The 24,827-nt window shown below is 57.1% G+C and carries 23 protein-coding genes, 1 pseudogene and 1 riboswitch; of the genes and pseudogenes, 12 read left to right on the plus strand and 12 right to left on the minus strand.

Going from position 1 to position 24,827, the window contains the following annotated elements:
- The first annotated feature begins 261 nt into the window (after positions 1 to 261).
- Both CWM52_RS17440 and CWM52_RS17445 read left to right on the plus strand, forming a co-directional pair.
- Entirely contained in the window at positions 262 to 1,011 is a 750-nt protein-coding gene (locus tag CWM52_RS17440) for an SDR family oxidoreductase (protein WP_165785410.1), read from the plus strand.
- Between the two features lie 32 nt (positions 1,012 to 1,043).
- Entirely contained in the window at positions 1,044 to 2,651 is a 1,608-nt protein-coding gene (locus tag CWM52_RS17445; RefSeq protein ID WP_100685255.1) for an FGGY-family carbohydrate kinase, read from the plus strand.
- 78 nt (positions 2,652 to 2,729) lie between these two features.
- Here the strand turns inward: CWM52_RS17445 and fbaB are convergent, their stop codons facing one another.
- The gene (gene fbaB / locus CWM52_RS17450; RefSeq protein WP_100685277.1) at positions 2,730 to 3,782 is read right to left on the minus strand and encodes a class I fructose-bisphosphate aldolase; all 1,053 of its coding nucleotides are present in this window, start codon (positions 3,780 to 3,782) and stop codon (positions 2,730 to 2,732) included.
- Positions 3,783 to 4,029: 247 nt separating this feature from the next.
- Between fbaB and CWM52_RS17455 the strand changes: the two genes are divergently transcribed.
- Genes CWM52_RS17455 through CWM52_RS17465 form a run of 3 tightly spaced genes read left to right on the plus strand, consistent with a single transcriptional unit; the run spans position 4,030 to position 7,270 of the window.
- The gene (locus CWM52_RS17455; protein ID WP_100685256.1) at positions 4,030 to 5,307 is read left to right on the plus strand and encodes a nucleoside permease; all 1,278 of its coding nucleotides are present in this window, start codon (positions 4,030 to 4,032) and stop codon (positions 5,305 to 5,307) included.
- The gene (locus CWM52_RS17460) at positions 5,304 to 6,308 is read left to right on the plus strand and encodes an ADP-ribosylglycohydrolase family protein (protein ID WP_100685257.1); all 1,005 of its coding nucleotides are present in this window, start codon (positions 5,304 to 5,306) and stop codon (positions 6,306 to 6,308) included. Before CWM52_RS17455 ends, CWM52_RS17460 begins: the two co-directional genes overlap by 4 nt.
- Positions 6,305 to 7,270 carry a PfkB family carbohydrate kinase gene (locus CWM52_RS17465; RefSeq protein WP_100685258.1) on the plus strand — a complete coding sequence of 322 codons (966 nt, stop codon included), beginning with the start codon at positions 6,305 to 6,307 and terminating at the stop codon, positions 7,268 to 7,270. Before CWM52_RS17460 ends, CWM52_RS17465 begins: the two co-directional genes overlap by 4 nt.
- Here CWM52_RS17465 and CWM52_RS17470 read toward each other — a convergent pair.
- The 8 genes and pseudogenes from CWM52_RS17470 to CWM52_RS17505 form a co-directional block, all read right to left on the minus strand.
- Positions 7,244 to 7,990 (minus strand): GntR family transcriptional regulator, encoded by a 747-nt coding sequence (locus CWM52_RS17470; RefSeq protein ID WP_100685259.1) that lies wholly within the window; start codon positions 7,988 to 7,990, stop codon positions 7,244 to 7,246. The genes CWM52_RS17465 and CWM52_RS17470 overlap by 27 nt on opposite strands.
- Positions 7,991 to 8,031: 41 nt before the next feature.
- Positions 8,032 to 8,832 (minus strand): bifunctional hydroxymethylpyrimidine kinase/phosphomethylpyrimidine kinase, encoded by an 801-nt coding sequence (gene thiD, locus CWM52_RS17475; protein ID WP_100685260.1) that lies wholly within the window; start codon positions 8,830 to 8,832, stop codon positions 8,032 to 8,034.
- Entirely contained in the window at positions 8,829 to 9,605 is a 777-nt protein-coding gene (gene thiM / locus CWM52_RS17480; protein WP_100685261.1) for a hydroxyethylthiazole kinase, read from the minus strand. The genes thiD and thiM overlap by 4 nt, the downstream gene beginning before the upstream one ends.
- A 34-nt stretch (positions 9,606 to 9,639) precedes the next feature.
- A riboswitch (TPP riboswitch) is annotated at positions 9,640 to 9,736 on the minus strand.
- A gap of 204 nt (positions 9,737 to 9,940) precedes the next feature.
- Positions 9,941 to 11,287 (minus strand): glycoside hydrolase family 28 protein, encoded by a 1,347-nt coding sequence (locus tag CWM52_RS17485; protein ID WP_100685262.1) that lies wholly within the window; start codon positions 11,285 to 11,287, stop codon positions 9,941 to 9,943.
- A gap of 468 nt (positions 11,288 to 11,755) precedes the next feature.
- Positions 11,756 to 12,747 (minus strand): annotated as a pseudogene (locus CWM52_RS17490) (IS481 family transposase).
- A gap of 122 nt (positions 12,748 to 12,869) precedes the next feature.
- Positions 12,870 to 13,370 (minus strand): Hcp family type VI secretion system effector, encoded by a 501-nt coding sequence (locus CWM52_RS17495; RefSeq protein ID WP_100685263.1) that lies wholly within the window; start codon positions 13,368 to 13,370, stop codon positions 12,870 to 12,872.
- A gap of 10 nt (positions 13,371 to 13,380) precedes the next feature.
- Positions 13,381 to 13,722: a putative T6SS immunity periplasmic lipoprotein gene (locus CWM52_RS17500; RefSeq protein WP_100685264.1), complete on the minus strand. Its 342-nt coding sequence runs from the start codon at positions 13,720 to 13,722 to the stop codon at positions 13,381 to 13,383.
- Positions 13,719 to 14,279, minus strand: a complete 561-nt coding sequence (locus tag CWM52_RS17505) for a type IV secretion protein Rhs (RefSeq protein ID WP_100685265.1) — start codon at positions 14,277 to 14,279, stop codon at positions 13,719 to 13,721. The genes CWM52_RS17500 and CWM52_RS17505 overlap by 4 nt, the downstream gene beginning before the upstream one ends.
- Positions 14,280 to 14,611: 332 nt before the next feature.
- Here CWM52_RS17505 and CWM52_RS17510 point away from each other — a divergent pair, with 332 nt between their 5' ends.
- Positions 14,612 to 15,034, plus strand: coding sequence for a universal stress protein (locus tag CWM52_RS17510; RefSeq protein ID WP_100685266.1), 423 nt, complete (start codon positions 14,612 to 14,614; stop codon positions 15,032 to 15,034).
- Here the strand turns inward: CWM52_RS17510 and CWM52_RS17515 are convergent.
- Positions 15,018 to 15,959 (minus strand): LysR family transcriptional regulator, encoded by a 942-nt coding sequence (locus CWM52_RS17515; RefSeq protein ID WP_100685267.1) that lies wholly within the window; start codon positions 15,957 to 15,959, stop codon positions 15,018 to 15,020. The genes CWM52_RS17510 and CWM52_RS17515 overlap by 17 nt on opposite strands.
- A gap of 124 nt (positions 15,960 to 16,083) precedes the next feature.
- Here CWM52_RS17515 and CWM52_RS17520 point away from each other — a divergent pair, with 124 nt between their 5' ends.
- Both CWM52_RS17520 and CWM52_RS17525 read left to right on the plus strand, forming a co-directional pair.
- A complete protein-coding gene (locus CWM52_RS17520; RefSeq protein ID WP_100685268.1) occupies positions 16,084 to 17,895 on the plus strand; it encodes an adenine deaminase in 1,812 nt (603 codons plus the stop codon).
- 2 nt (positions 17,896 to 17,897) lie between these two features.
- On the plus strand, positions 17,898 to 19,241 hold the full coding sequence (locus CWM52_RS17525) for an NCS2 family permease (RefSeq protein ID WP_100685269.1): 1,344 nt from the start codon (positions 17,898 to 17,900) through the stop codon (positions 19,239 to 19,241).
- Here CWM52_RS17525 and CWM52_RS17530 read toward each other — a convergent pair.
- Positions 19,238 to 20,164 (minus strand): LysR family transcriptional regulator, encoded by a 927-nt coding sequence (locus tag CWM52_RS17530; protein ID WP_100685270.1) that lies wholly within the window; start codon positions 20,162 to 20,164, stop codon positions 19,238 to 19,240. The genes CWM52_RS17525 and CWM52_RS17530 overlap by 4 nt on opposite strands.
- Positions 20,165 to 20,351: 187 nt before the next feature.
- Here CWM52_RS17530 and CWM52_RS17535 point away from each other — a divergent pair, with 187 nt between their 5' ends.
- On the plus strand, positions 20,352 to 20,669 hold the full coding sequence (locus tag CWM52_RS17535; protein WP_100685271.1) for an RcnB family protein: 318 nt from the start codon (positions 20,352 to 20,354) through the stop codon (positions 20,667 to 20,669).
- A 91-nt stretch (positions 20,670 to 20,760) separates the two neighbouring features.
- Here CWM52_RS17535 and apbC read toward each other — a convergent pair whose 3' ends face one another.
- A complete protein-coding gene (apbC, locus tag CWM52_RS17540) occupies positions 20,761 to 21,870 on the minus strand; it encodes an iron-sulfur cluster carrier protein ApbC (RefSeq protein WP_100685272.1) in 1,110 nt (369 codons plus the stop codon).
- A gap of 152 nt (positions 21,871 to 22,022) precedes the next feature.
- On the opposite strand from apbC, the gene metG reads away from it, so the two are divergent.
- The 3 genes from metG (at position 22,023) to CWM52_RS27000 (ending at position 24,718) form a co-directional block, all read left to right on the plus strand.
- Positions 22,023 to 24,056, plus strand: coding sequence for a methionine--tRNA ligase (gene metG / locus CWM52_RS17545; RefSeq protein WP_100685278.1), 2,034 nt, complete (start codon positions 22,023 to 22,025; stop codon positions 24,054 to 24,056).
- 168 nt (positions 24,057 to 24,224) lie between these two features.
- Positions 24,225 to 24,479 carry a DUF1307 domain-containing protein gene (locus CWM52_RS26995; protein WP_255410891.1) on the plus strand — a complete coding sequence of 85 codons (255 nt, stop codon included), beginning with the start codon at positions 24,225 to 24,227 and terminating at the stop codon, positions 24,477 to 24,479.
- Positions 24,480 to 24,499: 20 nt separating this feature from the next.
- Entirely contained in the window at positions 24,500 to 24,718 is a 219-nt protein-coding gene (locus CWM52_RS27000; RefSeq protein ID WP_255410892.1) for a DUF1307 domain-containing protein, read from the plus strand.
- The last annotated feature ends 109 nt before the right edge of the window (positions 24,719 to 24,827 follow it).

Here is a 24,827-nt window from a genome sequence, read left to right on the forward strand (position 1 = left end):
CAACTTGCGTCACAAATTCATTTCGCTGTTAATTTCCCCACTTGCTCAATCGATGGAGCTGGCGCAACATTAGCTTCATCGATTGAGCAACCATTGTGCTCCATGGCGAATGACGTTACTCAGCGCTCAATTGGCAGCGCGTATTTATAAATAACGCTTTTATTCAAAACCTTAAAATTTTTCATGCACAACATCAATGCTGGCCCATGCTTATCGAGGACCAGATCGACTGACCAAACAGACTCAATGAAGGATTATAAAATGAACCACTCTGTATCCTCTATGAATACTTCTCTCAATGGTAAAGTCGCCGCTGTCACCGGTGCGGCATCCGGTATCGGCCTCGAATGCGCCAGAACCCTGCTCGCGGCGGGCGCCAAAGTGGTGCTGATCGACCGGGAAGGCGAAAAACTCACGAAGATTGTGGCTGAACTCGGCGAAAACGCCTTCGCGCTGCAGGTGGATTTAATGCAGGGCGATCAGGTCGATAATCTTCTGACCGGCATTCTCCATCTCGCCGGGCGACTGGATATTTTCCACGCTAACGCCGGTGCCTACATCGGCGGGCCGGTGGCCGAAGGCGACCCGGACGTCTGGGATCGCGTTCTGCATCTCAACACCAATGCCGCCTTCCGCTGTGTGCGCAGCGTACTCCCGCACATGATTGCGCAAAAATCCGGCGACATCATTTTTACCAGCTCCATCGCCGGCGTCGTGCCGGTCATCTGGGAACCGATTTACACCGCCTCAAAATTCGCCGTGCAGGCGTTTGTGCACACCACCCGCCGCCAGGTTTCCCAGCACGGGGTGCGCGTCGGCGCCGTCTTACCGGGCCCGGTGGTGACCGCCCTGCTTGACGACTGGCCGAAAGAGAAAATGGAAGAGGCGCTGGCTAACGGCAGCCTGATGCAGCCGATTGAAGTTGCGGAGTCGGTCCTGTTTATGGTGACGCGCTCAAAAAACGTCACCGTACGCGATCTCGTTATCCTGCCTAACAGCGTCGATCTGTGATGGTGCAACCCGGGAGGCTTAAGGACGGCTTTATGAATGACGATACCCAAACCATTATTGGCGTCGATGTCGGCTCCGGCAGCGTGCGCGCCGGCATCTTCAACCTTCAGGGCCAGCTGCTCGCCCATGCCACGCGGGACATCACCCTGTTTCGCAGCGCTGGCAATCAGGTGGAACAATCCAGCCGCGAGATTTGGCAGGCGGTCTGCGCCTGCATAAAAACCGCCGTGGCGCGCTCCGGCATGCCGCCGGAGTCGGTCGCCGGGATGGGTTTCGACGCCACCTGCTCGCTCGTCGTGGTCGGCGAAAACGGAGAACCGCTGGCGGTCGGGCCTTCCGACGATCCGGACCGCAACATCATCGTCTGGATGGATCACCGCGCCATCGGCCAGGCGGAGCAGATTAACGCCACCGGACATGCCGTATTGCGGTACGTCGGCGGCAGGATTTCGCCGGAGATGGAAACGCCGAAAATCCTCTGGCTTAAGGAGAACCGCCCGCATATCTATGAGCAGGCGCGCCACTTTTTCGACCTTGCCGATTACCTGACCTGGCGCGCCACCGGCGATCTGGCGCGTTCGGTGTGTACCGTCACCTGCAAATGGACTTACCTGGCCCATGAGCAGCGCTGGGATGCCGGCTACTTCCGGCAGATTGGTCTGGGAGATCTGGCCGAGGATGATTTTGCGCGCATTGGCCAGCGTATTGTCGATCCGGGAACGCCGTGCGGCGAGGGTCTTTGCGCGCAAGCGGCGCACGAGATGGGCCTGCCGGTCGGTACCCCCGTGGCGGTGGGCATGATTGACGCTCACGCTGGCGGCATCGGCACGGTCGGGGTTCTCAATGGCGCGGTGAGTAATATGGCCTATGTTTTCGGCACCTCCTCCTGCACCATGACCACCACGCCAGACGCCGTCTTCGTGCCCGGCGTCTGGGGGCCTTACTATTCCGCTATGGTACCGGGCCTGTGGCTGAGCGAAGGCGGGCAAAGCGCGGCTGGCGCCGCCATCGACCAGCTGTTAAGTTTCCATCCTGCCGCCGCGCAGGCGCGCGAGCTGGCGCAGGAAGCGGGCGTGCCGCTACCGGTCTATCTCGCCGATAGGGTGCTGGCTCAGGTGGCGACCCCGTCCGAAGCCGCCGGACTCGCCGCCGGACTGCACGTGGTGCCGGAGTTCTCAGGCAACCGCGCGCCGCTGGCGGACCCTGATGCCAAAGCGCTGATTGCCGGATTAGGCATGGAGCGCGATCTGGATAATCTGCTGGCGCTCTACGTCGCGGGATTATGCGGTATCGGCTACGGCCTGCGGCAGATTGTTGACGCGCAACAGGCCTGCGGGATTAACAGCGAGAATATCGTCATCAGCGGCGGCGCGGGGCAGCATCCACTGGTGCGTCAGCTGCTGGCCGATACCTGCGGGATGACGGTTGTCAGCACCGAATGCAGCGAACCGGTGCTGTTAGGTTCGGCCATTCTTGGCGCCGTGGCTGGCCGGGTTTCCGCCTCGCTGCCGGAGGCCATGCAACAATTGACCCGGGTGGACAAAACCTACCGCTGTACAACGCAATATCAGCCGCTGCATCAGCGTCGCTACGAGGCTTATCTGGCGTTACAACAGGTCGCCCGGTTGATTCGGCAGTAGCAACCCGCGGCTCTTCCCCACTCTTTGACCAATGAAACCCCTCCCGACAGAGAGGGGTTTGCGTCACCGCATTGAGGATCAGGCAATCGTCACTTTACCGTCGAGGTATACATCCTGAACGGCATTGATCAACTTCACGCCGTCGCTCATCGATTTTTTAAACGCTTTACGACCGAGAATCAGCCCCATCCCGCCCGCGCGCTTATTGATAACCGCGGTACGTACGGCATCCGACAGGTCAGTTTCACCGCCCGCCGCGCCACCGGAGTTAATCAACCCGGCGCGCCCCATATAGCAGTTCGCCAGCTGATAACGCACCAGATCGATAGGGTTCTCCGAAGTCAGCTTGCTATAGACGCGGTCGTCGGTATAACCAAAGTTCACCGCCTTGTAGCCGCCGTTATTTTCCGCCATTTTCTGCTTGACGATATCGGCGCCGATGGTGGCCGCCAGATGGTTAGCCTGGCCGGTTAAATCGGCCGACACATGATAATCGACGCCATCTTTCTTAAACGCCGGGTTGCGCAGATAGGCCCACAGCACCGTCACCAGCCCCAGTTCATGCGCGCGTTCGAACGCCGCGGAGATCTCTTCAATCTGCCGACGCGACTCTTGCGAACCGAAATAGATAGTCGCCCCTACCGCCACCGCGCCCATATTAAAGGCCTGCTCAACGCTGGCGTACAGCGTCTGGTCGAAGGTGTTCGGGTAACTCAGCGTCTCGTTATGATTGAGCTTCACGAGGAAGGGAATGCGGTGCGCATAACGCCGCGATACCGAGGCCAGCACGCCATAGGTGGACGCGACGCAGTTACAACCGGCTTCGATAGCCAGTTCGACGATATTTTTCGGATCAAAGTAGAGCGGGTTGGCGGCAAAAGAGGCCCCTGCCGAGTGTTCCACGCCCTGGTCTACCGGCAGGATGGAGAGGTATCCGGTTCCGGCCAGGCGCCCCGTATTGTACAGGGTCTGCATATTACGCAGCACCGCCGGCGGACGATTGTTATCCACCATCACCCGGTCAACGTAATCCGCCCCCGGCAGATAAAGCTGGTCGGCTGGAATGGTCATACAACGGTGCTGTAAAAGGCTGTCGGCATCTTTGCCAAGCAACTGCGTAATATCAGTCATAGCTATGCTCCCGTAAGTACCGGCCGCAGCCGGCATGTATTTTCCTGACCCACTTATTTGGGCAGGTTAAGCCTGGTACCGTCTTAGCATATTTTCCAGCCTGAACCGCATTTTTCAGCCATTTCAGCTGGCACGATTCAGGAACAAAAAGTGTTAGCCTGTTCAAAAAAACCGCTCAAAGGTATTTTAAAGGTATTATCAAATGGTATCTTAAAGGCGTACCCTACCTGTCATGAAGGATCTAAAGATGAAAACTACAGCAAAGCTGTCGTTCATGATGTTCGTTGAATGGTTTATCTGGGGAGCCTGGTTTGTCCCCCTCTGGCTGTGGCTGAGCAAAAGCGGCTTCAGCGCCGGTGAGATCGGCTGGTCCTACGCCTGTACCGCCATCGCAGCGATTGTTTCGCCGATCCTGGTGGGCTCGCTGACCGACCGTTTCTTTTCCGCGCAGAGAGTGCTGGCGGTACTGATGTTCGCCGGGGCGATATTGATGTACTTCGCCGCGCAGCAGACGACCTTCGCCGGTTTCTTCCCGCTCCTGCTCGCCTACTCGTTAACCTACATGCCGACCATCGCGCTGACCAACGGCATCGCCTTTTCTAACGTGGCGGACGTTGAGCGCGATTTCCCGCGGATCCGGGTAATGGGGACCATCGGCTGGATCGGCTCCGGCCTGGTGTGCGGATTTTTACCGCAGATGTTCGGTCTGAGCGATATTTCGCCCACCAACGTCCCGCTGCTGATTGCCGCTGGCAGCTCGGCGCTGCTCGGCGTCTTTGCCCTGTTCCTGCCGGACACACCGCCGAAAAGCCGTGGAAAACTGGACCTGAAAGTGATGCTGGGGCTGGATGCGCTCATCCTGCTGCGCGACAAAAACTTCCTCGTCTTTTTCTTCTGCTCTTTCCTGTTTGCCATGCCCCTGGCCTTCTATTACATCTTCGCCAACGGCTACCTCACCGAAGCCGGCATGAAGCACGCCACCGGATGGATGACCCTCGGCCAGTTCTCTGAAATCTTCTTTATGCTGGCTCTGCCGTTCTTTACCAAACGCTTTGGTATTAAAAAGGTTCTGTTGCTTGGTCTGATTACCGCCGCCATTCGCTACGGCTTTTTTGTCTTCGGCGGCGCGGAGAACTATTTCACCTATACGCTGATGTTCCTCGGTATTCTGCTGCACGGCGTCAGCTACGATTTTTACTACGTTACCGCCTATATCTACGTCGATAAGAAAGCGCCGGTATCGATGCGCAATGCGGCCCAGGGGCTGATTACGCTCTGCTGCCAGGGCTTTGGCAGCCTGCTCGGCTACCGCCTCGGCGGCGTGATGATGGAAAAAATGTTCGCCTATTCGCAACCGGTCAACGGACTCACCTTCAACTGGGCGGGCATGTGGACATTCGGCGCGATCATGATTGCGATTATCGCCGTGCTGTTCATGGTGTTTTTCCGCGAATCGGACAAAGAGATTACGACCATCGACGTCGATACAGAACATGCTGAGCTTAAACAAGGGGAAGTGAAATGAAAGCAGAACGTATTCTCGGTGCTCTTTACGGGCAGGCGTTAGGGGATGCGATGGGTATGCCGTCGGAACTATGGCCACGAACACGGGTGAAAGCCCATTTTGTCTGGATCGACCGCTTCCTGCCGGGCCCGGCGGAGAATAACGCCGCCTGCTACTTTGCCGAGGCGGAGTTTACCGATGACACCTCGATGGCCCTGTGCCTCGCCGACGCCATCATGGAATGCGACGGGCAAATCGTCCCGGATGTCATCGGCCGACATATTCTGCGTTGGGCAGAAGGCTTTGATGCATTTAATAAAAACGTCTTAGGACCGACATCGAAAATTGCCCTCAACGCGATTCGCCACGGCAAACCGGTAAGCGAACTGGACAATAACGGGGTGACCAACGGCGCGGCGATGCGCGCCTCGCCGCTGGGCTGCCTGCTGCCGGGCGACAATCTTGATGCATTTATCCGCGACGTGGCCGCGGCCTCCAGCCCGACGCATAAATCGGATTTAGCCATCGCCGGCGCGACGGTTATCGCCTGGGCTATCTCCCGCGCCATCGACGGCGTCGGCTGGCCAGCGATTGTGAACGCCCTGCCGGCCGTGGCGCGCCACGCACAGGAAAGGAAGATCACCACCTTCAGCGCCTCGCTGGCGCTGCGTATTGAGCTGGCGCTCCGCACCGTACGCGAGGCCGAGGGTCCCGAGTCCGCCAGCGAGCGGCTTTATCAGCTGATTGGCGCCGGCACCAGCACCATTGAATCCGTCCCGTGCGCGATAGCGATGGTGGAACTGGCCGGTACCGACCCTAACCGCTGCGCCATTCTCTGCGCCAATCTGGGCGGCGATACCGATACCATCGGGGCCATGGCGACGGCGATTTGCGGGGCGTTACACGGAATTTCCGCCATCGATCGCGCGTTTAAAGCGCAGTTGGACGAGGTCAACAAGCTGGACTTCACGCGCTACGCCGATGCCCTGATGCACTATCGCCAGCAGCGGGAGGCGAAATGAATGCCCGACAGTTAACGGCTAAACTGGCCGTGCTGAAAGCGCAGCGTCCGGTCACCGTCCTCGGCGCTGCGGTGATTGACGTGATTGCCGACGCCTATGCCCTGCCCTGGCGTGGGTGCGATATCGAACTGCAACAGCAGAGCGTCAATGTCGGCGGCTGCGCGCTGAACATCGCCGTGGCGTTAAAAAGGCTGGGGATCGACGCGCAAAATGCGCTGCCGATTGGCCAGGGCGTGTGGGCGGAAATTATCCGCCAGCGCCTCGCCAAAGAGGGATTAACCAGCGTCATCAACCAGGCGGACGGCGACAACGGCTGGTGCCTGGCGCTGGTTGAGCCGGACGGCGAGCGCACCTTTATGTCCTTCAGCGGCGTGGAAAATGAGTGGTGCGATGCGTGGCTCGACCGGTTGCATTCCCCCTCCGGCGGCCTGGTCTATCTTTCCGGCTATCAGCTGGCATCCGCCAGCGGCGAACGGCTGGTCTGCTGGCTGGAGCGGCAGCCGCAGGTAAGCGCCTTTATCGACTTTGGCCCGCGGATTGCCGATATTCCCGGCACGCTGATGGTACGCCTGATGGCCCTGAAGCCGCTGGTGTCCGTCAATCGCCAGGAGGCCGCCATCGCGGCCGAAGCGCACGGATTCTCGCCCGAGGTCAGCGCATTTGGCGCCGCCTGGCTGAACAAATATGCCGCCCCGCTGATCGTGCGTCTGGATAAAGAAGGCGCCTGCTATTTCAGCCCGCAGGAGAGCGGCCTAGCCGCCCCTTTTCCGACCGAGGTCGTCGATACGATCGGCGCCGGGGACAGTCATGCCGGCGGTACGCTTGCCGGGCTGGCCGCTGGCTGGAGCCTGGGGGAAGCGGTTACGCTGGGTAATGCCGTCGCCGCCTGGGTCGTGGGTCATCGCGGCGGCGATTGCGCCCCGCACCGCGAAGCGCTACTCCTCGCACACAAAAACGTATAGGTCGCTGCGGCAATAGCTGATGCTGTATTCGATGGGCTGCTGGTACTGATCGAGGGCAACCTGCTTGATAACCAGCACCGGGATGGCGCTGTCCATCTTAATATGCGACTGAAATTCGGCGTCCGGCATCCGGGCGCTGACGCGCGAGCGGGTGCGCTGCGGCAGAATCTGCTGGCTGCGAAAGTAGTCATACAGCGAGACGCTGATCGCATCGACGTCATGGATCAGATGCGCAGGCACCCAGGACTCTTCGAGCGAGACCGCGTCCTCATCAACATAGCGAATGCGTTTGAGCATAAACACATCGCTGCCCGCGGCGATTGCCAGCTGCTGGGCAACCTCTTCCGGACATTTGACCACGCGTTTGTTCACCCACAGCGTATCCGGCTTCTTACCGCGTAACACCACCTGCTGAGTAAAACCGCGCGCTTCTTTCAGCGAATATTCAAAGATATTGTTAATCTGTGTCCCGTAACCCCGCGAGCGGGTCACCACGCCCTCGTCTTCCAGCAGCTGGAGCGCTTTGCGTACGGTGATGCGCGATACGCCGGTCAGCTGGCTGAGATCGCGTTCACCGGGAAGAATATTGCCATTTTCCAGCCAGCCGCTGCGCACGGCATCCTTGATCGTGTCGGCAAACTTCAGATAGAGCGGCGCGTTATCCGACGCCGCAATCCGTTCAACAAGCTGGCTAATTAACCGGGTATGCGCCTGTTCCATTTATCTTTTCCTGGCAGAATCCTCACGCCAGTATATCAGGCTTACCACCACGCGTGGAAATGGTGAACCGGCCCGATACCGTGGCCCACCTCCAGCGAATCCGCCTGCGCCAGCGCCGCAGAAAGCCAGCCTTTGGCCTCGGCCACCGTCTCTCCCCAGTCGCGATAGCGTGGGCGCAGCGCCGCCAGCGCCGCGGAGAGCGTACAGCCGGTTCCGTGGGTATTTTTAGTCTGGACGCGCGGCGCGGTGAAGCGCTGCTCGCCATCGCGGGTAAACAGCCAGTCCGGGCTTTCCGCGTTGTCGAGATGACCGCCTTTCATCAGCACCGCGCCACAGCCCATCGCCAGCAGCGCCCGCCCCTGCTCCAGCATCTCTTTTTCATTCTGCGCGTGCGGCGCATCCAGCAGCGCCGCCGCCTCCGGCAGATTCGGCGTGATCAGCGAAACCTGCGGCAGCAGGCGGGTGCGTAACGTCGCCACCGCCGAAGCCGAGAGCAGCGGATCGCCGCTTTTCGCCAGCATCACCGTATCCAGGACAACGTTGTTAATCCGATAGCGCGCTAAACGCTCCGCTACGGCTTCGACGATATCCGTTTCCGCCAGCATGCCAATTTTCGTGGTATCGATGCGGACGTCGCTGAATACCGAATCCAGCTGCGCGGCAACAAAATCCGGGTCGATGCGATAGACCGACTGCACGCCGCGGGTGTTTTGCGCCACCAGCGCGGTGATCACCGAACAGCCGTAGGCCCCGAGGGCAGAGAAGGTTTTCAGGTCGGCCTGGATCCCCGCACCGCCGCTGGGATCGGTACCGGCGATGGTCAGCGCATTAATGCGTTTCATCCGTTGTTCTCCCCGTACAGCGCGTCGAGAAACGCCGGGATAAAGCTGCCCGGTCCTCTGCCGTGCGCCGCCGCACCGCCCGCCTGTTTCATCAGGCCGCAGGCGGCGGCGACGTTTTCGAGACGATCGCCTGGCATGGCGGTACTGGCCGCCACCACCGCCGAAAGCGCGCAGCCGGTCCCCACAACCCGGGTCATTAATCGATCGCCGCCGGTAACCGCACGTGTTCTCTGACCGTCGGTGATGTAATCCACTTCACCGGTCACCGCGACGATGGTACTGATCTGCCGCGCCAGTGCCTGCGCGGCGGGCAGCGCCGCCGCCGCGGTATCGGTAGTATCGACCCCGCGCCCGCCACCGCTCATTCCGGCCAGCGCCATAATCTCGGACGCATTGCCGCGAATGGCGGCCGGTTGCAGGCTCAGCAATTCATGACAAAACGCGCTGCGCAAAGTTAACGCCCCGACCGCCACCGGATCCAGCGCCCACGGCTTGCCCGCGCTTTGCGCACTGAGCGCCGCAGCGCGCATTGCCTGCGCACGATCGACGGTTAAGGTTCCGACGTTAATCAGCAGCGCATCCGCTATCGCCGCAAACTGGCTCGCCTCCTGCGGATCAATCACCATCGCGGGCGAGGCGCCGACCGCCAGCAGGACGTTGGCAGTAAAGGTCTGTACCACATCGTTAGTCATGCAGTGAACAAGGGGGGAATGATGGCGAAAGAGATGTTGCAGATGCGCAATATGCGCGGAATTGAGAGGCTCAGCTTGCATCGTTAGCTCCAGCCAGGCGATGAAGAAGCAACGACCCTTTGGTCTCTGACTTCCCTACGCTGGCATTATCCAGATCAGGTGGTACGGGTATTTCTCAGCCTTCACGAAGAAGGGCACCCCGAGTCATTTAAATCAAAATCAAATACTTGCGATTAACGTCGCGTTAATCCCTGCTGAGGATAATGCCAGCGGGAAGTCCAACAAACAAGCGTTAAAACCTGCATGTGCCCCGGATTGTGTCCCAGGCGATTCTTTAAACCGGGATCATCACTATCCTCCGCTATCGCCGGAGGTTTATCAGATGCGCCTGCCCGCTGAGTGAGAAGGCAATACCACTATGCCGGAAAAAGAACCCATTGCTCAGAGCAGTCAATCGGTGAGTAATGCGCGGCTACAGGGTTAATGGTTGCTGGTGGCGAGGGCTGTATACCGTTTGCGCCAGATGTTAAGCGGGCAAATTCTGTTACCCATTGGGTGCCGGAACTGAATGTTACGCCATCCATCCGGACCATAAGAGGATGTGAAGCGTCATACCCCCGCAGAATGACCGTGGCAGGCCGGTCGCCGCTGGCATTGACATCCCGCAGTATAATATTCCGGTATTCCGGAAGAGATGTACCGGAAGCTGTCGGCGAATAGTGGGTATCAAACGAAACGGGCCAGCGCGTGTTGCGCATACAGATGTGCAAATACAGAATATCGCTGACCAACCCTCCACGACTGGCATCACTTTTAATACGCAATCCTGATGTGGTCCCGTCAAGCGTAAGGTTACGGACCAGTACGTCGCTGACGCCCGCGTTCACCTCACTTCCGATAGACATGCCGTGCCCTGAATAGAAGTGATTGTCCGTGATGGACAGGTGTCGTGAAGGCCCGCTTCCGGCTTTGATGGCAATATTGTCATCACCGGTACGAATGAAACTGTGAGTAATGGTGACATCCTGCGAGGCCCCGGGGTCTATTCCGTCCGTATTTCTTGCCGTCGCAGGCGTATCAATAATAACGCCCCACAGAGTTGCCCCCTGGACATGGTTGAGAACGATATGAAAGTTTGGAGCATGACGCAGGCGCACGCCATAAATGACAATATCATGCGCATCATCTATCTGAATTAATCTCGGGGCGTTCTGCCTGCCGCCGGTAACAGATTGGGCACGGCGCGCCATTTCCCACCATGTTTCATTCTGACCGACTATTCGTTCACCTCCCTGCCCGTCAATCGTCCCTTCCCCTTCAATCCCGCCGCCGACGCTGTTGACCATAGAAATAAAAGCCCTGCAGCCGCCCCCTTTCTGGTCGATGGTTCCACAATGTCCCTGTCCTGTGTCATAGCGTCGGGGGTCATTATCTGCGAGCAACACACTCCCTGCATCAAGTCGCAGAAATACGCCAGAGGGTATTTGTAACGGACCACTTTTGAACGTATTGCCCTGCGGACCAGAGGTCAGGCGTACGGCCTGACCTGCGGGACATTGGTTCAGGGCCTGCTGCAGACGGTGCTGTACGCTGGTGCTGCTCTGATGCGCTTCCGGTGAGAGGGTCGTACAAACAGGTTGCGACAGCTGTGGTGGTTGAACAACTCGGCGGTCGCCGGAAGCCTGCGCGCTAGTAGCGAAAAGTAATATTATTCCGCTCAAGGAAACGACGACGGACTGACATATTCTGATACGTTTAATCATCGTATGATCGCCTTAGGGTAAATATCCAGAATGGATGCAGGTCTGTTTTCATTGCGTAGTTTATATGACCTTCACCCGGATTGGATCCGCCGCGGGTAACAGGACCTCAGAGTCATTTAAGGCGACGTCAAAATGAGGCCCCATCAGCGCTATACGTTATCCCGGTGAGTTCAAAACTAAAACGGGCAAACTTTACATTACAAAAAACAGGTTTTGATTTCAAATGCAGATAAATAATCCTCTGCATACTTTCAACATCAGGAAAGAAAACTTTTCCGCGCTGGAAGACAAAGTTCAAAAAAAACCAACAGGAGGAAAGCAACTGAACCGGCATTCTTAAGAAGAATAAAATGCGTATTATTTATATTAGCTCAGACCTGAGCTGACAGTTACCGGTTATTTATACAGGTGTCTTTCAGATTACATCTGGCTTAAATTTTTCTCAGCCCAGATGTGTTTTCCATCAAGTCATGTTTCCATTGGTGTCCGGCCACAACACATTTTTCCCTGATGGGTTCGCTCATTATTATAGTGAACCAGCCATTCATCAAGATCCGACTGTAATGTATCGAGTTCGCCATACAGTTTTTTGCGGAATGCTACCTGATAAAACTCCTGCAAGATCGTCCTGTGGAACCGTACGCAGATGCCGTTCGTCTGCGGCGACATCGCTTTGGTCTTCGTGTGGTCGATATCATTTATTGCCAGATAAAGCTGATAATCATGTTGTTCTACTTTGCCACAGTACTCTGTGCCTCTGTCAGTCAGTATTCTCAGCACTGGCAGTCCTGAGACGCGTAGAACGGTAGCACACGGTCATTCAGCAGATCTGCCGCTGTAATCGGCGTTTTGGTGATATACAGCTTGCAGTGAGCGACCTTCGAGTAGGTATCCACGAATGTCTGTTGATAAATACGTCCAACACCTTTCAGGTTGCCCACGTAGAACGTGTCCTGAGATCCCAGATGACCCGGATGAGCGGTTTCAATTTCGCCACAGGCCTCGTCATCACTGGCTTTACGTTCCAGCGCGGCGATCTGGCTGTCAGTCAGTTCGATACCCTCACGAGCCACTTTTTCTTCCGGAGCTTTAAGGCGCTTTTTGAAATTCTCAAGGTTGTGGCGCAGACAGACAGAACGGACACCACTTCCTGAGATAAAAACGCCCTGTTTACGCAGCTCATTGCTGGTCCGGTGTTGGCTATGAGCAGGGAACGCAATAGCACAATCAGCAACGGCCTGTTCAGTTGCATCGTCAGTACGATTTTTGAGATTGGGAGCGCGTCGGCTGCGGTTAATCAGCGCGTCCACACCGCCTTCATCAGCCAGTTCACGATAGCGGTAAAACGTATCACGGGAGACGCCCATGATTTTACAGGCTTTAGATACGTTGCTGAGTTCTTCAGCCAGATTGAGCAAACCCGTTTTGTGTTTGATGACGGGATTGGTAGTATGAAGCATGAGAGTTACCTCGTGTTTTGTATAAGGATTCGACACCCATATCAAAACCGGTAACTCTCAGCCTTTCAAGGCCATATGTCAGATCAAGTCGCGACTAATACAAATCACCGTTTAGGCTTATTTTATTGTGTCTTCTGCTCTTCTTTCTTTGCTTTCATCCATGCGTCATCGTATTTAATATTCCCTCTGACATAATTCCATTCAATCCCACGGAATCGAAACCCCACCACCTCGTGCATGTTTGGAGATGTACTGCCAGGATAATAAACATGTGAGAAATCAACGGAGGAAATAGCAACGCTTTCAAGAGTAATGTTATAAATTTCTGTTTCTATTCCAGCCTCGATTATTTCATAATATTTGATCACTGCTTTCTGCAAGCGTCTACCTTCACATACAGCAATAGCAAGATACGGACTCACTTTGTCCAGTTGCTTATGAATGGTCACGGGATCATGCTGCCGTGCTCCCGTCATGCTTCCCGTGCAGCTATCTACGCCTTGCCTTACACCGTAGCTACTATTCATGATCTCAATAGCACCCTCACGGCCTAACGCCAAACAATCACCTATAATTTGCATTCCATTTTCATCGTAAAGGAATAAATAAGCTGGCAATGACATTTCGATCTCCTTACCTGGTTAACTTTCCATTGTTGTCAATAAAAAATTCGTGAACGTACTTCTTATCATTTAACCCATAGTTGACCACATAGGTGTGATTATTCTTCCATTTAACATCGATACAATTAGCCGGATAAGAAGAGTTTAACTTATTATAACCAGAACTAACTACTGTTTCTGTTTTACCGTTTTCACTTGTATCAACAGTGTAATAGTTCAATACATCTTTATTATCTGCGCTGAAACAAAGATGTTCGCCATTGATAAATGTCGTTCTTGCGTGTGGTGCAGGATTACCGCCAGGGCAACCGGAAAGAAGGAAAAGTAAAGGTAGAATAGTTAATCTCTTCATGCTGGAAATCCTTTCATCACACTTCTGTATCTTTGGAGCAATGAGTAATCAGACTCTTCAGGAGAGTAATCTCGTAGCGCAGGAAGATACATGTATTTTCTAAAGCCATAAGTTTGCAATAACCAATAATCACTAACTAAAGAGGCTTGTTGTTCTAAACTGTAATGACGAATATCAGCTTTATCTAAGCTGTAGCTGTAATCAGCAAAACGGGAGATTAATCCTCTTGTTCTAACAAACATTCCGTGCTGTGCTTGCCATACGTGCATCATTTCGTGCATGAATCTATGTTTTTTCTGTACGTCCGCTTCCATCGAGAAATCGTGAGAATAGGTGTCTTCCCTAAACCACATTTCACCATTTGGGCTCATAGCAACATCAACAGGCTGTAGGTTGAACGGTAAATAGCTTTCCCGATGCACCCAAATTTGATTGTATCTGAGGCCATAGCCATAAAGTGATCTTGCTAACGCGATCTCACCCATTGTGATAAGTCTCACGCCTCCGGGGTTAATCGGTGTTCCCGATGTTACATTAATCCTCTCATTTACAGGCATTCAAAATCCCTCTACTCCGTAATTGAACTGGTTATTTATCGTACTCCCGTACAATCGGATAGAGGAAAGATTTTTTTCCGTGAAAGTTCTGATTTCAGGCAACAAAAACCATTTAGCGCCGTAGGCCTGGCATCCGTAAGATACTTCTCAAATCGCGGTCATTTTGTTTCCAACGTTGCAACACGTCTCGGTATCCCCCCCACAGCCTTTACGCTTGATAAAGATCTTCCCCACCCTTTCTGCGCACACATAGATTTGCTTTCCCCGCTCCCCAGGCACAAGATTAGCCGTGGGAATACTGTTTTCCGCAGATAACCATCCGAGGTACGGCTATGCCCGTTTATCATCATGCCCTGGTGCTGATTAACAGCAGCCAGGACGGCGTTCTGCTGCTCCAGCATGCGGCCAGAATGGCGGAAGAGAACGCTATGCGCATCACGCTCGCCCATATCAGCACCGACTATCGGACGCTGAATTACGTTTCCGACAGCCTGCTGAATGATGATGTGTCTCAGGAGGTGCTGCAGGCGAAAGTGCTGCTCAATGAACTGGCCGCCAGCGTCTCACTGCCGGTGCAAACCCTGTCGCTGGTCACCACCCGCCGTTTTGAAGATGTCGAAGCCTGCGTAAATCAGCGGGGGATCGACCTGATTATCGCCGGGCACCGCAACCGCCTGCTGGGAGTGATGGCATCTCACTCGCTGGAGTATATTAATCATCTGACGATAGACGTGCTGATCAGGCATCTGCCCTGAACCGCGCGGACGACTCGCGTAGCGAATTGAGCAGCAGCGTAAAACACTGCTCAATCAGCGGCGGCAATGGCTGCGGCCCGCGCATTAACGCCACGGTCCGCGCCAGCGCCGGCTGCTGGAGCTGCGCGATTTTCAGCACCGGGTCCTGCAGATGGGTGGTATACAGTTCGGGCAGGATGGCAATCGCCAGACGCGAGCGCACCAGGCCATACAACGTTTCAATATAGTCCACCTGAAAACGCGTGTTCAGCGTCAGACGATGGCTCTCCGCCAGCGCGCCAACCAGCCGCTGGATATTCCCTTTCGAGAACACCGCAATATCGCGTCCGGCCAGAAGTTTCCACGGCAGGTGCGGCTGATCTGCCAGCGGATCGTCACCATGCAGCACTGCCACAAACGGGTCTTCACGCAGCGGGTAGACCTGTAACGCGGCGGGTAGCGAGCTGTCGATGGCGCCGATACCGAAATCAATCTGCCCGCTTTGCAGCTCGCGCACCAGCGCATCATTGGTCTGATCGTGGAACTCGACCCGCAGGCGGGGAAAAGTTTGCGCCAGCACCTGCGGCAGCAGTGGAAAGAGCAGCGAGCTCACCGAAGGCACCAGACCAATGCGCACGGTACCATCGCCGCCAGCCGCCACGATCTGTTCCATATCATGAAACGCCAGCTGGGCCACGCTCAGCACGCGCCGGGCGTGCGGCAGAATGGCGGCGCCCAGTTCGGTCAGCGTGACCGACGAGGCGGTGCGGTTCACCAGCTTGCCGCCCAGCACCGTTTCGATTTGCCGCAGCGCGCTGCTCAACGCCGGTTGGCTGATGGCCAGACGACTTGCGGTATCGGTAAAATGACGCAGCTCCGCCAGGGTAACAAAGTACTGCAGCTGTTTAAGAGAAAGCGCAGGCAGGCGCTGCCACGGTTCGGTCATCTTATTCTTCGCTAAGAGTAATCGGGCAGAATAACCCGGGCTTATCGGGTGATAAATTTATTCATCTGGGCAAACGTTTGCCGTGCCCCTAGAGTAGCCCCATTATCCTTGTGCCGGAGTTGTTATGTCCAGCAATGCTGAAAACCGCCGCCGCGCCGTCATGGCCGCCCGGGGCGAAATACCTTTTGACCTGTTACTGACCGGGGCGCAGATAGTCGACATGGTCACCGGCGAAGTCCGCGAAGCCGATGTCGGCATCACCGGCGAAATGATCGCCAGCGTGCACCCGCGCGGCAGCCGCGCCGATGCCCACCAGTGCCATGCGCTGGATGGTGCCTATCTGTCGCCGGGGCTAATGGATACCCATGTCCATCTCGAAAGTTCCCACCTCCCTCCCGAGCGCTACGCGGAAATTGTCCTCGCCCAAGGCACCACGGCGGTCTTCTGGGACCCGCATGAGCTGGCCAACGTCCTCGGAGTCGAAGGCGTGCGCTATGCCATCGCCGCCAGCCGCCACCTGCCGCTACAGGTAATGGTCGCCGCCCCCTCCAGCGTGCCCTCGACACCGGGGCTGGAAATGTCCGGCGCCGATTTTGCCGGGGCGGAGATGGCGACCATGCTGGCATGGCCGGAAGTACGCGGCGTGGCGGAAGTCATGGACATGCATGGCGTGCTTAACGGCAGCGCCCGCATGCAGGAGATTGTTCAGGCCGGTCTCGACAGCGGCAAGTTGATTGAAGGCCACGCCCGCGGGCTGAGCGGTGCCGATCTCCAGGCCTACCTCGCGGCGGGCGTCACCTCCGATCATGAGCTGACCTCCGCGGAAGACGCGCTGGAAAAGCTGCGCGCCGGTTTGACCCTCGAAATTCGCGGCTCGCACCCGTATCTGCTGCCGGATATCGTCAAGGCCCTGAAAACCCTGCCGCACCTCTCCTCGCAGATAACGGTGTGCACTGACGATGTGCCACCGGATCTGCTGTTGGAAAAAGGCGGTATTATCGCCCTGCTCAACCTGCTGATTGAACACGGTCTCGCCGCCACCGACGTCCTGCGTTTCGCCACGCTGAACGCCGCCATTCGCCTGCAGCGTCACGATTCAGGGCTGATTGCCGCCGGTCGCCGCGCCGACCTGGTGGTCTTTGATTCGCTGGAGAAGCTCAAGGCCCGTGAAGTGTACGTCGCCGGGAAACTGGTCGCCCGCGACGGCGCGCTGCTTCAGCCCATACCTGCCGCCGAGGGGGTCACCCCGCCGCGCAATACGCTGCGTCTGGCGCCGCTGAGCGCGGATGATTTTGTGCTACGGGTACCCGGTATTGTCCATGGCGTTGCCCGCCTGCGGCATATTCGCGGCGCGCGCTTTACGCAGTGGGGAGCGGTCGAGGTGCAGGTGCGCCACGGCGAAGTTCAGCTGCCGGAGGGATTTAGCCTGATTTGGGTGAAGCATCGCCACGGTCGCCATCAGGCGACGCCGCAAATCGCCCTGCTTGAAGGCTGGGGTGAGCTGCGCGGCGCTATCGCCACCAGCTACTCGCACGATTCACACAATCTGGTGGTGCTGGGACGCAGCGCGGAGGATATGGCGCTGGCCGCCAACCGGCTGATTGCCTCCGGCGGCGGGATGGCGCTCTCCCGCCAGGGGGCCATTCTCGCCCATGTGGCGATGCCAATTGCCGGCATGCTTTCCGAACTTCCAGCGGCGGAGCTGGCGCGGCAGTTCGGCGAATTACGCGACCTGAGCGCAGAAATTGCCGACTGGGAGCCGCCCTACCGGGTATTTAAGGCCATCGAGGGAACCTGCCTCGCCTGCAATGCCGGCCCCCATTTGACCGATTTAGGTTTGACCGACGGCACCACCCGCCAGATTGTCGAACCGCTGATAGTCTGCCGGGAAACCCCGGCCACCAACCCTCACAACAATAATCACCGGGGAGCCTGAGCATGGCCGACAACACACTGCACACCGCAACACAAGGAAGCTGGCTGGAGCGCCGTTTTGCCCTGCGCTCGCGCGGCAGCACGCTACGTACCGAGTGCCTCGCGGGGGTCACCGGCTTTCTCGCCGCCGCCTATCTGCTGGTGGTCATCCCCGGCCTGCTGGCGGCGGGTGGCATGGACAAAGGCGCCGTCACCACGGGAACGATTCTGGTTTTCGTCGCCAGTACGCTGCTGATGGCGTTTTACGCTAACCTGCCGTTTATCGTTGGTCCAGGCATCGGCGGCTCGGTGCTGGTAGGCGTCACGCTGGCCGGTAGCGAAGGGATCGGCTGGCAGACTGGCCTCGGCATCGCCTGCTGGTCAGGTATTCTGTTCTTTCTGTTAACCAAATTCGGCCTGCGCGAAGTGGTCACCCGTTCGGTTCCCCAGTCGATCAAACTGGGGCTGACGGCCTCTATCGGGCTGTTCGTGGCGGTGCTCGGTTTTCGCAATGCTGGCCTGGTGCTGGCGAATGCCAAAACCAATGCTCTGATGCTGGGTGATTTCTTGTCTCCCGGCGCGCTGGTGGCGCTGTGCGGCCTGTTTCTGGCCATTGCGCTACAGGCGCGGCGCATCCCGGGCGCCATTTTATGGGCGATTCTGTTTGCCACCCTGGTGGGGATTCCGGCGGGGGTCACCCGTCTGCCGGACAGCTTTATCGCGATGCCGCACTCGCTGGCGCCGGTCTTCGGCCACGTCGATATGCTGGGTGCGCTGAATATTGCTTTCCTGCCGTTCCTGTTTGTCTTTTTCGCCTCTGAGTTTTTCTCCACCATGGGCACCACGCTGGCGGTGGGCGGCGAAGCGGGACTGCTGGATGAAGAAGGCAATATGCCGCACATCAACCGGCCGTTTATGGTCGACTCGATTGCGGCGGCCATCGGCCCGTGGCTGGGGATCCCGGCGGCGACCGCGCTGATCGAATCTTCCGCCGCCGCCGAAGCGGGTGGCAAAACCGGGCTCACCGCGCTGGCCGCGGCGGTGATGTTCCTGCTGATGCTGCTGTTTACGCCGATCGCCCTGATGATCCCAAAAGAGGCCACCGCTCCAGCGCTGATCCTGATTGGCCTCAACATGTTCAGCGGCCTGCGCAAAGTCGATCTCTCCAGCTTCACCGACGGGCTGCCGGTATTAATGATGGTGATGATCACCCTGATTGCCAACAGCTTCGGCACCGGTATCGCCGGCGGACTGCTGTTTTACATCATGATTAAAACGGTTGCCGGAAAGTGGCGAGAAATCCCGCTCGGTTTATGGATCCTCGCCGTTCCGCTGGTCTATTATTTCGCCACCCTGGTGAAGCACTAAGCGTCTACAGGCCCGCGTAGCGCGTCAGCCTGCACCGTTTCACAGTGCGCTTTGACCTCTTCATAGAGCAACCGCACCGCCGCAGAAAGCTGCTTGCGGTGCGGACAAATCATATTGAGCGGGACGCGGTCTCCCTGATAGTGCGGCAGTAGCATCTGCAGGCGCCCGGCGCGAATATCGTCGCTGACATCCAGCGCAGACTTATAGGCAAAGCCCTCCCCCGCAATGGCGAGGCGGCGAATCACCTCGGCGTCGTCGCTGATGATGGCGCCGGAGACCTGCATATGTTCAACCACGCCGTTGAGACTTAAGGTCCAGCGATCGAACTGCCTGCCGCGCAGCACGTACAGTAGCGCATTGTGTTGCGCCAGCGCCTCCGGCGTTTGCGGATCGCCGTGCCTGGCAATCCACTGCGGAGAAGCCACCAGCACCCGTCGGTTTTCCGGCGCCACGGGGAGGGAAATAAACGAGGCGTCGTCGTTGTCGCCATAGCGAAAGGCCACGTCGACCGGATCTTTAAACACATCGGTCCGATGGTCGGAAAAGAGAATGCGCAGTTTCAGCGCCGGGTGCCGCTGGCGGAAGGCGCGAAAAACGTTCAGCAGCAGATTGCGCCCCAGGTCGGAGGGCACCGCAATTTGCAACGTCCCGCGGACCTCGTCATCCGGGACCTGAATTTTTTGCAGCCCGGCATGCAGCGTATCCAGCATCTGGGTGGCATAGGGCAGCCAGGTTTCCCCTTCGGGCGTCAGACGTAAGCTGCGGGTGGAGCGCGCGAAAAGACGAATATTGAGCGTGGTCTCCAGGCGCTTAATCGCCGCGCTCACCTGCGCCGGCTGCTGCCCGACCTCCCGCGCCGCATCGCTGAAGCTACCCAGCGCCGCCGCCCGAACAAATAGCGTCAGATCTTCCAGTCTGAACATATCGACTCCCGAATCCTGTTACCCGGATTGTTCTCAAAACAGCCGCTCAGCGCCAAATCAGGCAACCGGCCCATCGTTTTCTTACATTTTTAACGCAACCAACGCTTGCCTTCCCGGCCATGCTTCAGGAATGATACGAGGCTGCAATTTTGTGTCCAGGGTAATCCAGGATAATAATGAGGAAATTATGCGTAAAACAAAAATGATGCTGCTGGGCGCACTGTTGGCCTGCACCAGTAGCGTTTGGGCGGCTTCCGCCGCTGAACTGCAGAAATATGAACTGGACGGGGTCACTTCGGACTTCCAGCAGTTTCGCGTCGGCGATACCGTACCCGCGTTATATATGACCCCGGAATACACCATTAAACAGTGGCAGTTGCGCAATCTGCCCGCCCCGGAAGCCAATAGTCACTGGACCTACATGGGCGGTAGCTACGTGCTGGTCACCGAACCTGAAGGCAAAATTGTCAAAATTTACGATGGCGAGATCTTCTATCAGCACTAATTGCCGCCAGATATCGCGCTAACGCAAACGCCCTGCGTTTCTTCTGTCCATTACGGATAGCGAAACACAGGGCGTTTGTCATAGGGCGGCGTTAAACCGCGCGGAAGGCAATCTCACCGGGAATCACTTCCCCCTGCCAGTAGAGTTGGGCCGCCACGCGTCCCGCCAGCTGACGGTAAATTTCGCTGAACTCGCTCTCCGGACGGGCGACCACGGTCGGCTTACCGTTATCCAGGTCTTCGCGCAGATTGATGTGCAGCGGCAGCTGGGCCAGCAGCTGAGTGTGATATTGCTCCGCCAGTTTTTCGGCGCCGCCGGTGCCGAAAATCGGCTCATGGTGACCGCAGTTGCTGCAAATATGCATGCTCATGTTTTCGACGATGCCCAGCACCGGAACGTCCACCTTCTCAAACATCACGATGCCTTTTTTCGCATCGATCAGCGCGATATCCTGCGGCGTCGTCACCACCACCGCGCCGGTGACCGGGATATTCTGCGCCAGCGTCAGTTGAATGTCGCCAGTGCCCGGCGGCATATCCAGCACCAGGTAATCCAGATCCGGCCACAGCGTCTCCTGCAGCATCTGCAGCAGCGCCTTGCTGGCCATCGGACCGCGCCATACCATGGCGTTATCGTCGGTCACCAGGTAGCCGATGGAGTTGGTGGCGAGGCCAAATTTCATAATCGGCGCCATATGGGTGCCGTCTGGCGAGGTCGGCCGCTGATCTTCCGCCCCCAGCATGGTGGGAATTGACGGGCCATAAATATCGGCATCAAGGATCCCGACCTTGGCCCCTTCCGCGGCCAGCGCCAGCGCCAGGTTCACCGCCGTGGAGGATTTACCCACCCCACCTTTGCCGGAGCTGACGGCAATAATATTTTTGACCCCGTTGACGCCCGGCTGATTTTTTACCCGCTTCAACGTGGCGATGTTGTGCGACAGCTTCCAGTCAATCGCCTGCGCGCCGGTAATGCGCAGCAGGTCGGCGCTACATTGCTCTTTTAAATCTTCAAAAGCGCTGTGCCAGACGAACGGCATCTGGATCTCGATATGCACGGTATCATCAAGCCAGGCGACGTGGTGCAGTGCTTTCAGCGCGGTGAGATTATGCTGCAAAGTGGGGTGCTGGAAATTAGCCAACGTTCCGGCGACCATCGCGCGTAGACGTTCGGGGGATTTGGCCTGGGATTGCGAATTCATCCCGACTCCTTTGTTGTTATGAGAGGCTTTCAGTAATTACTGAGTTTATCACAGCTGAGATTATCCATATATGGTCAGCCATTTATGGCGCACCCAGTGCCCTTTTGGTAATATCAAAAGCCCTTTTTACAACAGAAGATGTAATGCCCACTATGACTCAAGTCGCGAAGAAAATTCTGGTAACGTGCGCGCTGCCGTACGCTAACGGCTCAATCCACCTCGGCCACATGCTGGAGCACATCCAGGCTGATGTCTGGGTCCGTTACCAGCGAATGCGCGGCAACGAGGTCAACTTCATCTGCGCCGACGACGCCCACGGCACGCCGATCATGCTGAAGGCTCAGCAGCTTGGCATCTCTGCGGAGCAGATGATTGGCGAAATGAGTCAGGAGCATCAGACCGATTTTGCGGGCTTTGATATCAGCTATGACAACTACCACTCGACGCACAGCAACGAGAACCGCGAGCTGTCTGAGCTGATCTACGGCCGCCTGAAAGAGAACGGGTTTATCAAAAACCGCACCATCTCTCAGCTTTACGATCCGGAAAAAGGCATGTTCCTGCCGGACCGTTTCGTAAAAGGCACCTGTCCGAAGTGTAAATCAGCGGATCAGTATGGCGATAACTGCGAAGTGTGCGGCGCGACCTACAGCCCGACCGAGCTGATCGACCCGAAATCCGTGGTGTCCGGCGCCACCCCGGTGATGCGTGAATCCGAGCACTTCTTCTTCGACCTGCCGTCCTTTAGCGAAATGCTGCAGGCGTGGACCCGCAGCGGCGCGCTGCAGGAACAGGTGGCGAACAAAATGCAGGAGTGGTTCGAATCCGGCCTGCAGCAGTGGGACATTTCCCGCGACGCGCCGTACTTTGGCTTCGAAATTCCCAACGCGCCGGGCAAATATTTCTACGTCTGGCTGGATGCGCCGATCGGCTACATGGGCTCCTTCAAAAACCTGTGCGACAAACGCGGCGATAGCGAAAGCTTTGACGCCTACTGGAAGAAAGACTCCGATGCCGAGCTGTATCACTTTATCGGCAAAGATATCGTCTACTTCCACAGCCTGTTCTGGCCGGCGATGCTGGAAGGCAGCGGTTTCCGCAAGCCGACCAACCTGTTCGTTCATGGCTACGTGACGGTCAACGGTGCCAAGATGTCCAAATCACGCGGCACCTTTATCAAGGCCAGCACCTGGCTGAACCATTTTGACGCCGATAGCCTGCGCTATTACTACACCGCCAAGCTCTCTTCCCGCATTGATGATATCGACCTGAACCTGGAAGATTTCGTCCAGCGCGTGAACGCCGATATCGTTAACAAAGTGGTTAACCTCGCCTCGCGCAACGCCGGTTTTATCAATAAGCGTTTCGACGGCATGCTGTCCGCTGAGCTGGCCGATCCGGCGCTGTACAAAACCTTCACCGATGCGGCAACAAGCATTGGCGAAGCGTGGGAAAGCCGCGAATTCGGCAAAGCCATCCGTGAAATTATGGCGCTGGCCGACGTGGCTAACCGCTACGTTGATGAGCAGGCCCCGTGGGTGGTCGCCAGACAGGAAGGCCGCGATGCTGACCTGCAGGCCATCTGCACCATGGGTCTGAATATGTTCCGCGTGCTGATGACCTGGCTGAAACCGGTTCTGCCGCAGCTGGCCGCGCGCGCCGAAGCGTTCCTCAACAGCGAACTGAGCTGGGATGCTATTCAGCAGCCGCTGCTGTCGCATAAGGTCAACACCTTCAAGGCGCTGTACAACCGCATCGAGATGAAGCAGGTTGAAGCCCTGGTGGAAGCCTCGAAAGAAGAGGTGAAAGCCACCGCCGCGCCGGTCACCGGCCCGCTGGCGGACGATCCGATTCAGGACACCATCACCTTTGACGATTTCGCCAAAGTCGATCTGCGCATCGCGCTGATTGAAAACGCCGAATTTGTCGGCGGTTCTGACAAGCTGCTGCGCCTGAGCCTCGATCTGGGCGGCGAGAAACGTAATGTCTTCTCCGGCATTCGCAGCGCCTACCCGGATCCGCAGGCGTTGATCGGTCGCCTGACGGTGATGGTCGCCAACCTGGCGCCGCGTAAAATGCGCTTCGGCATCTCGGAAGGGATGGTGATGGCGGCAGGTCCTGGCGGGAAGGATATCTTCCTGTTAAGCCCTGACAGCGGCGCCCAGCCGGGTCAGCAGGTAAAATAATCCCGCATCAAGCGCTGCTCCGGCAGCGCTTTTTTTTCGTCCTTTCGCCCTCGCCGCCGGACGATTCTGCCTTTTCTGCGCATTGCGCGCGACGGCAATCGTGACAATAATCAATCGACATATCGTCTGATAAACGCGACGCCCCTCATGACCAACATAAGGACTGTGATGAAACTTTACCGCAAGCTGGCGGCCGCTGTGGCGGTCTGCCTGCTGGTTGTCGGCCTCTCGGGCTGCGATAACCCAAAAGAAGAGAGCAAAACCTTCACCCGTACCGCCAACGGCATCGAGCTGAGTTTTACCTACCATTACACCGGTGACAAAGTGCTGCGTCAGGATGCGAATAACACCATTCCCTATCAGAGTATCGGTGCCGCCAGTAAAGAGCAGGCGCAGGCGTTGATCGAGCAGATGAGCAGATGAGCAGATGAGCAGATGAGCAGATGAGCAGCGTTTATCACCATGTAAAGGGTGTGGAACAGCGCATCGATTATCAAGACAGCTATGCCCTGGAGCATCTCAGCGTTGATTTTACCCAGGCCCAGATTAGCGAACTGTGTAAGCTGCCGGGGTCGATGTTCACCAACTGCGCGCTCAAGGATGTCTCGATGGCGGAGTCAGAGAAATTGCTCAAAGAGCAGGGATTCCAGGAAGTGAAGTAGACCGCAGAGTATTCCCGGGTCGCGGCGTCAACGCCTTACCCGGGCTACCGACTGCAGATGGCTGTAACCCGTAGCCCGGCTGAGCGCAGCGCGAGCCGGGAAGATAGCC

The sequence above is a fragment of the Raoultella sp. T31 genome (genome assembly GCF_002806725.1).
Taxonomy (GTDB): Bacteria; Pseudomonadota; Gammaproteobacteria; order Enterobacterales; family Enterobacteriaceae; genus Klebsiella; species Klebsiella electrica.

Coding starts and splice junctions, on each gene's coding strand:
- CWM52_RS17510 (WP_100685266.1), top strand. CDS start 14,612: ATGCCCGTTTATCATCATGCCCTGGTGCTGATTAACAGCAGCCAGGAC.
- CWM52_RS17500 (WP_100685264.1), bottom strand. CDS start 13,722: ATGAAGAGATTAACTATTCTACCTTTACTTTTCCTTCTTTCCGGTTGC.
- CWM52_RS17495 (WP_100685263.1), bottom strand. CDS start 13,370: ATGTCATTGCCAGCTTATTTATTCCTTTACGATGAAAATGGAATGCAA.
- thiM (WP_100685261.1), bottom strand. CDS start 9,605: ATGCAAGCTGAGCCTCTCAATTCCGCGCATATTGCGCATCTGCAACAT.
- CWM52_RS17460 (WP_100685257.1), top strand. CDS start 5,304: ATGAAAGCAGAACGTATTCTCGGTGCTCTTTACGGGCAGGCGTTAGGG.
- CWM52_RS17505 (WP_100685265.1), bottom strand. CDS start 14,279: ATGCCTGTAAATGAGAGGATTAATGTAACATCGGGAACACCGATTAAC.
- CWM52_RS17520 (WP_100685268.1), top strand. CDS start 16,084: ATGTCCAGCAATGCTGAAAACCGCCGCCGCGCCGTCATGGCCGCCCGG.
- CWM52_RS17445 (WP_100685255.1), top strand. CDS start 1,044: ATGAATGACGATACCCAAACCATTATTGGCGTCGATGTCGGCTCCGGC.
- CWM52_RS17530 (WP_100685270.1), bottom strand. CDS start 20,164: ATGTTCAGACTGGAAGATCTGACGCTATTTGTTCGGGCGGCGGCGCTG.
- CWM52_RS17515 (WP_100685267.1), bottom strand. CDS start 15,959: ATGACCGAACCGTGGCAGCGCCTGCCTGCGCTTTCTCTTAAACAGCTG.
- CWM52_RS26995 (WP_255410891.1), top strand. CDS start 24,225: ATGAAACTTTACCGCAAGCTGGCGGCCGCTGTGGCGGTCTGCCTGCTG.
- CWM52_RS17470 (WP_100685259.1), bottom strand. CDS start 7,990: ATGGAACAGGCGCATACCCGGTTAATTAGCCAGCTTGTTGAACGGATT.
- CWM52_RS17535 (WP_100685271.1), top strand. CDS start 20,352: ATGCGTAAAACAAAAATGATGCTGCTGGGCGCACTGTTGGCCTGCACC.
- thiD (WP_100685260.1), bottom strand. CDS start 8,832: ATGAAACGCATTAATGCGCTGACCATCGCCGGTACCGATCCCAGCGGC.
- CWM52_RS17525 (WP_100685269.1), top strand. CDS start 17,898: ATGGCCGACAACACACTGCACACCGCAACACAAGGAAGCTGGCTGGAG.
- CWM52_RS27000 (WP_255410892.1), top strand. CDS start 24,500: ATGAGCAGCGTTTATCACCATGTAAAGGGTGTGGAACAGCGCATCGAT.
- metG (WP_100685278.1), top strand. CDS start 22,023: ATGACTCAAGTCGCGAAGAAAATTCTGGTAACGTGCGCGCTGCCGTAC.
- apbC (WP_100685272.1), bottom strand. CDS start 21,870: ATGAATTCGCAATCCCAGGCCAAATCCCCCGAACGTCTACGCGCGATG.
- fbaB (WP_100685277.1), bottom strand. CDS start 3,782: ATGACTGATATTACGCAGTTGCTTGGCAAAGATGCCGACAGCCTTTTA.
- CWM52_RS17465 (WP_100685258.1), top strand. CDS start 6,305: ATGAATGCCCGACAGTTAACGGCTAAACTGGCCGTGCTGAAAGCGCAG.
- CWM52_RS17485 (WP_100685262.1), bottom strand. CDS start 11,287: ATGATTAAACGTATCAGAATATGTCAGTCCGTCGTCGTTTCCTTGAGC.
- CWM52_RS17440 (WP_165785410.1), top strand. CDS start 262: ATGAACCACTCTGTATCCTCTATGAATACTTCTCTCAATGGTAAAGTC.
- CWM52_RS17455 (WP_100685256.1), top strand. CDS start 4,030: ATGAAAACTACAGCAAAGCTGTCGTTCATGATGTTCGTTGAATGGTTT.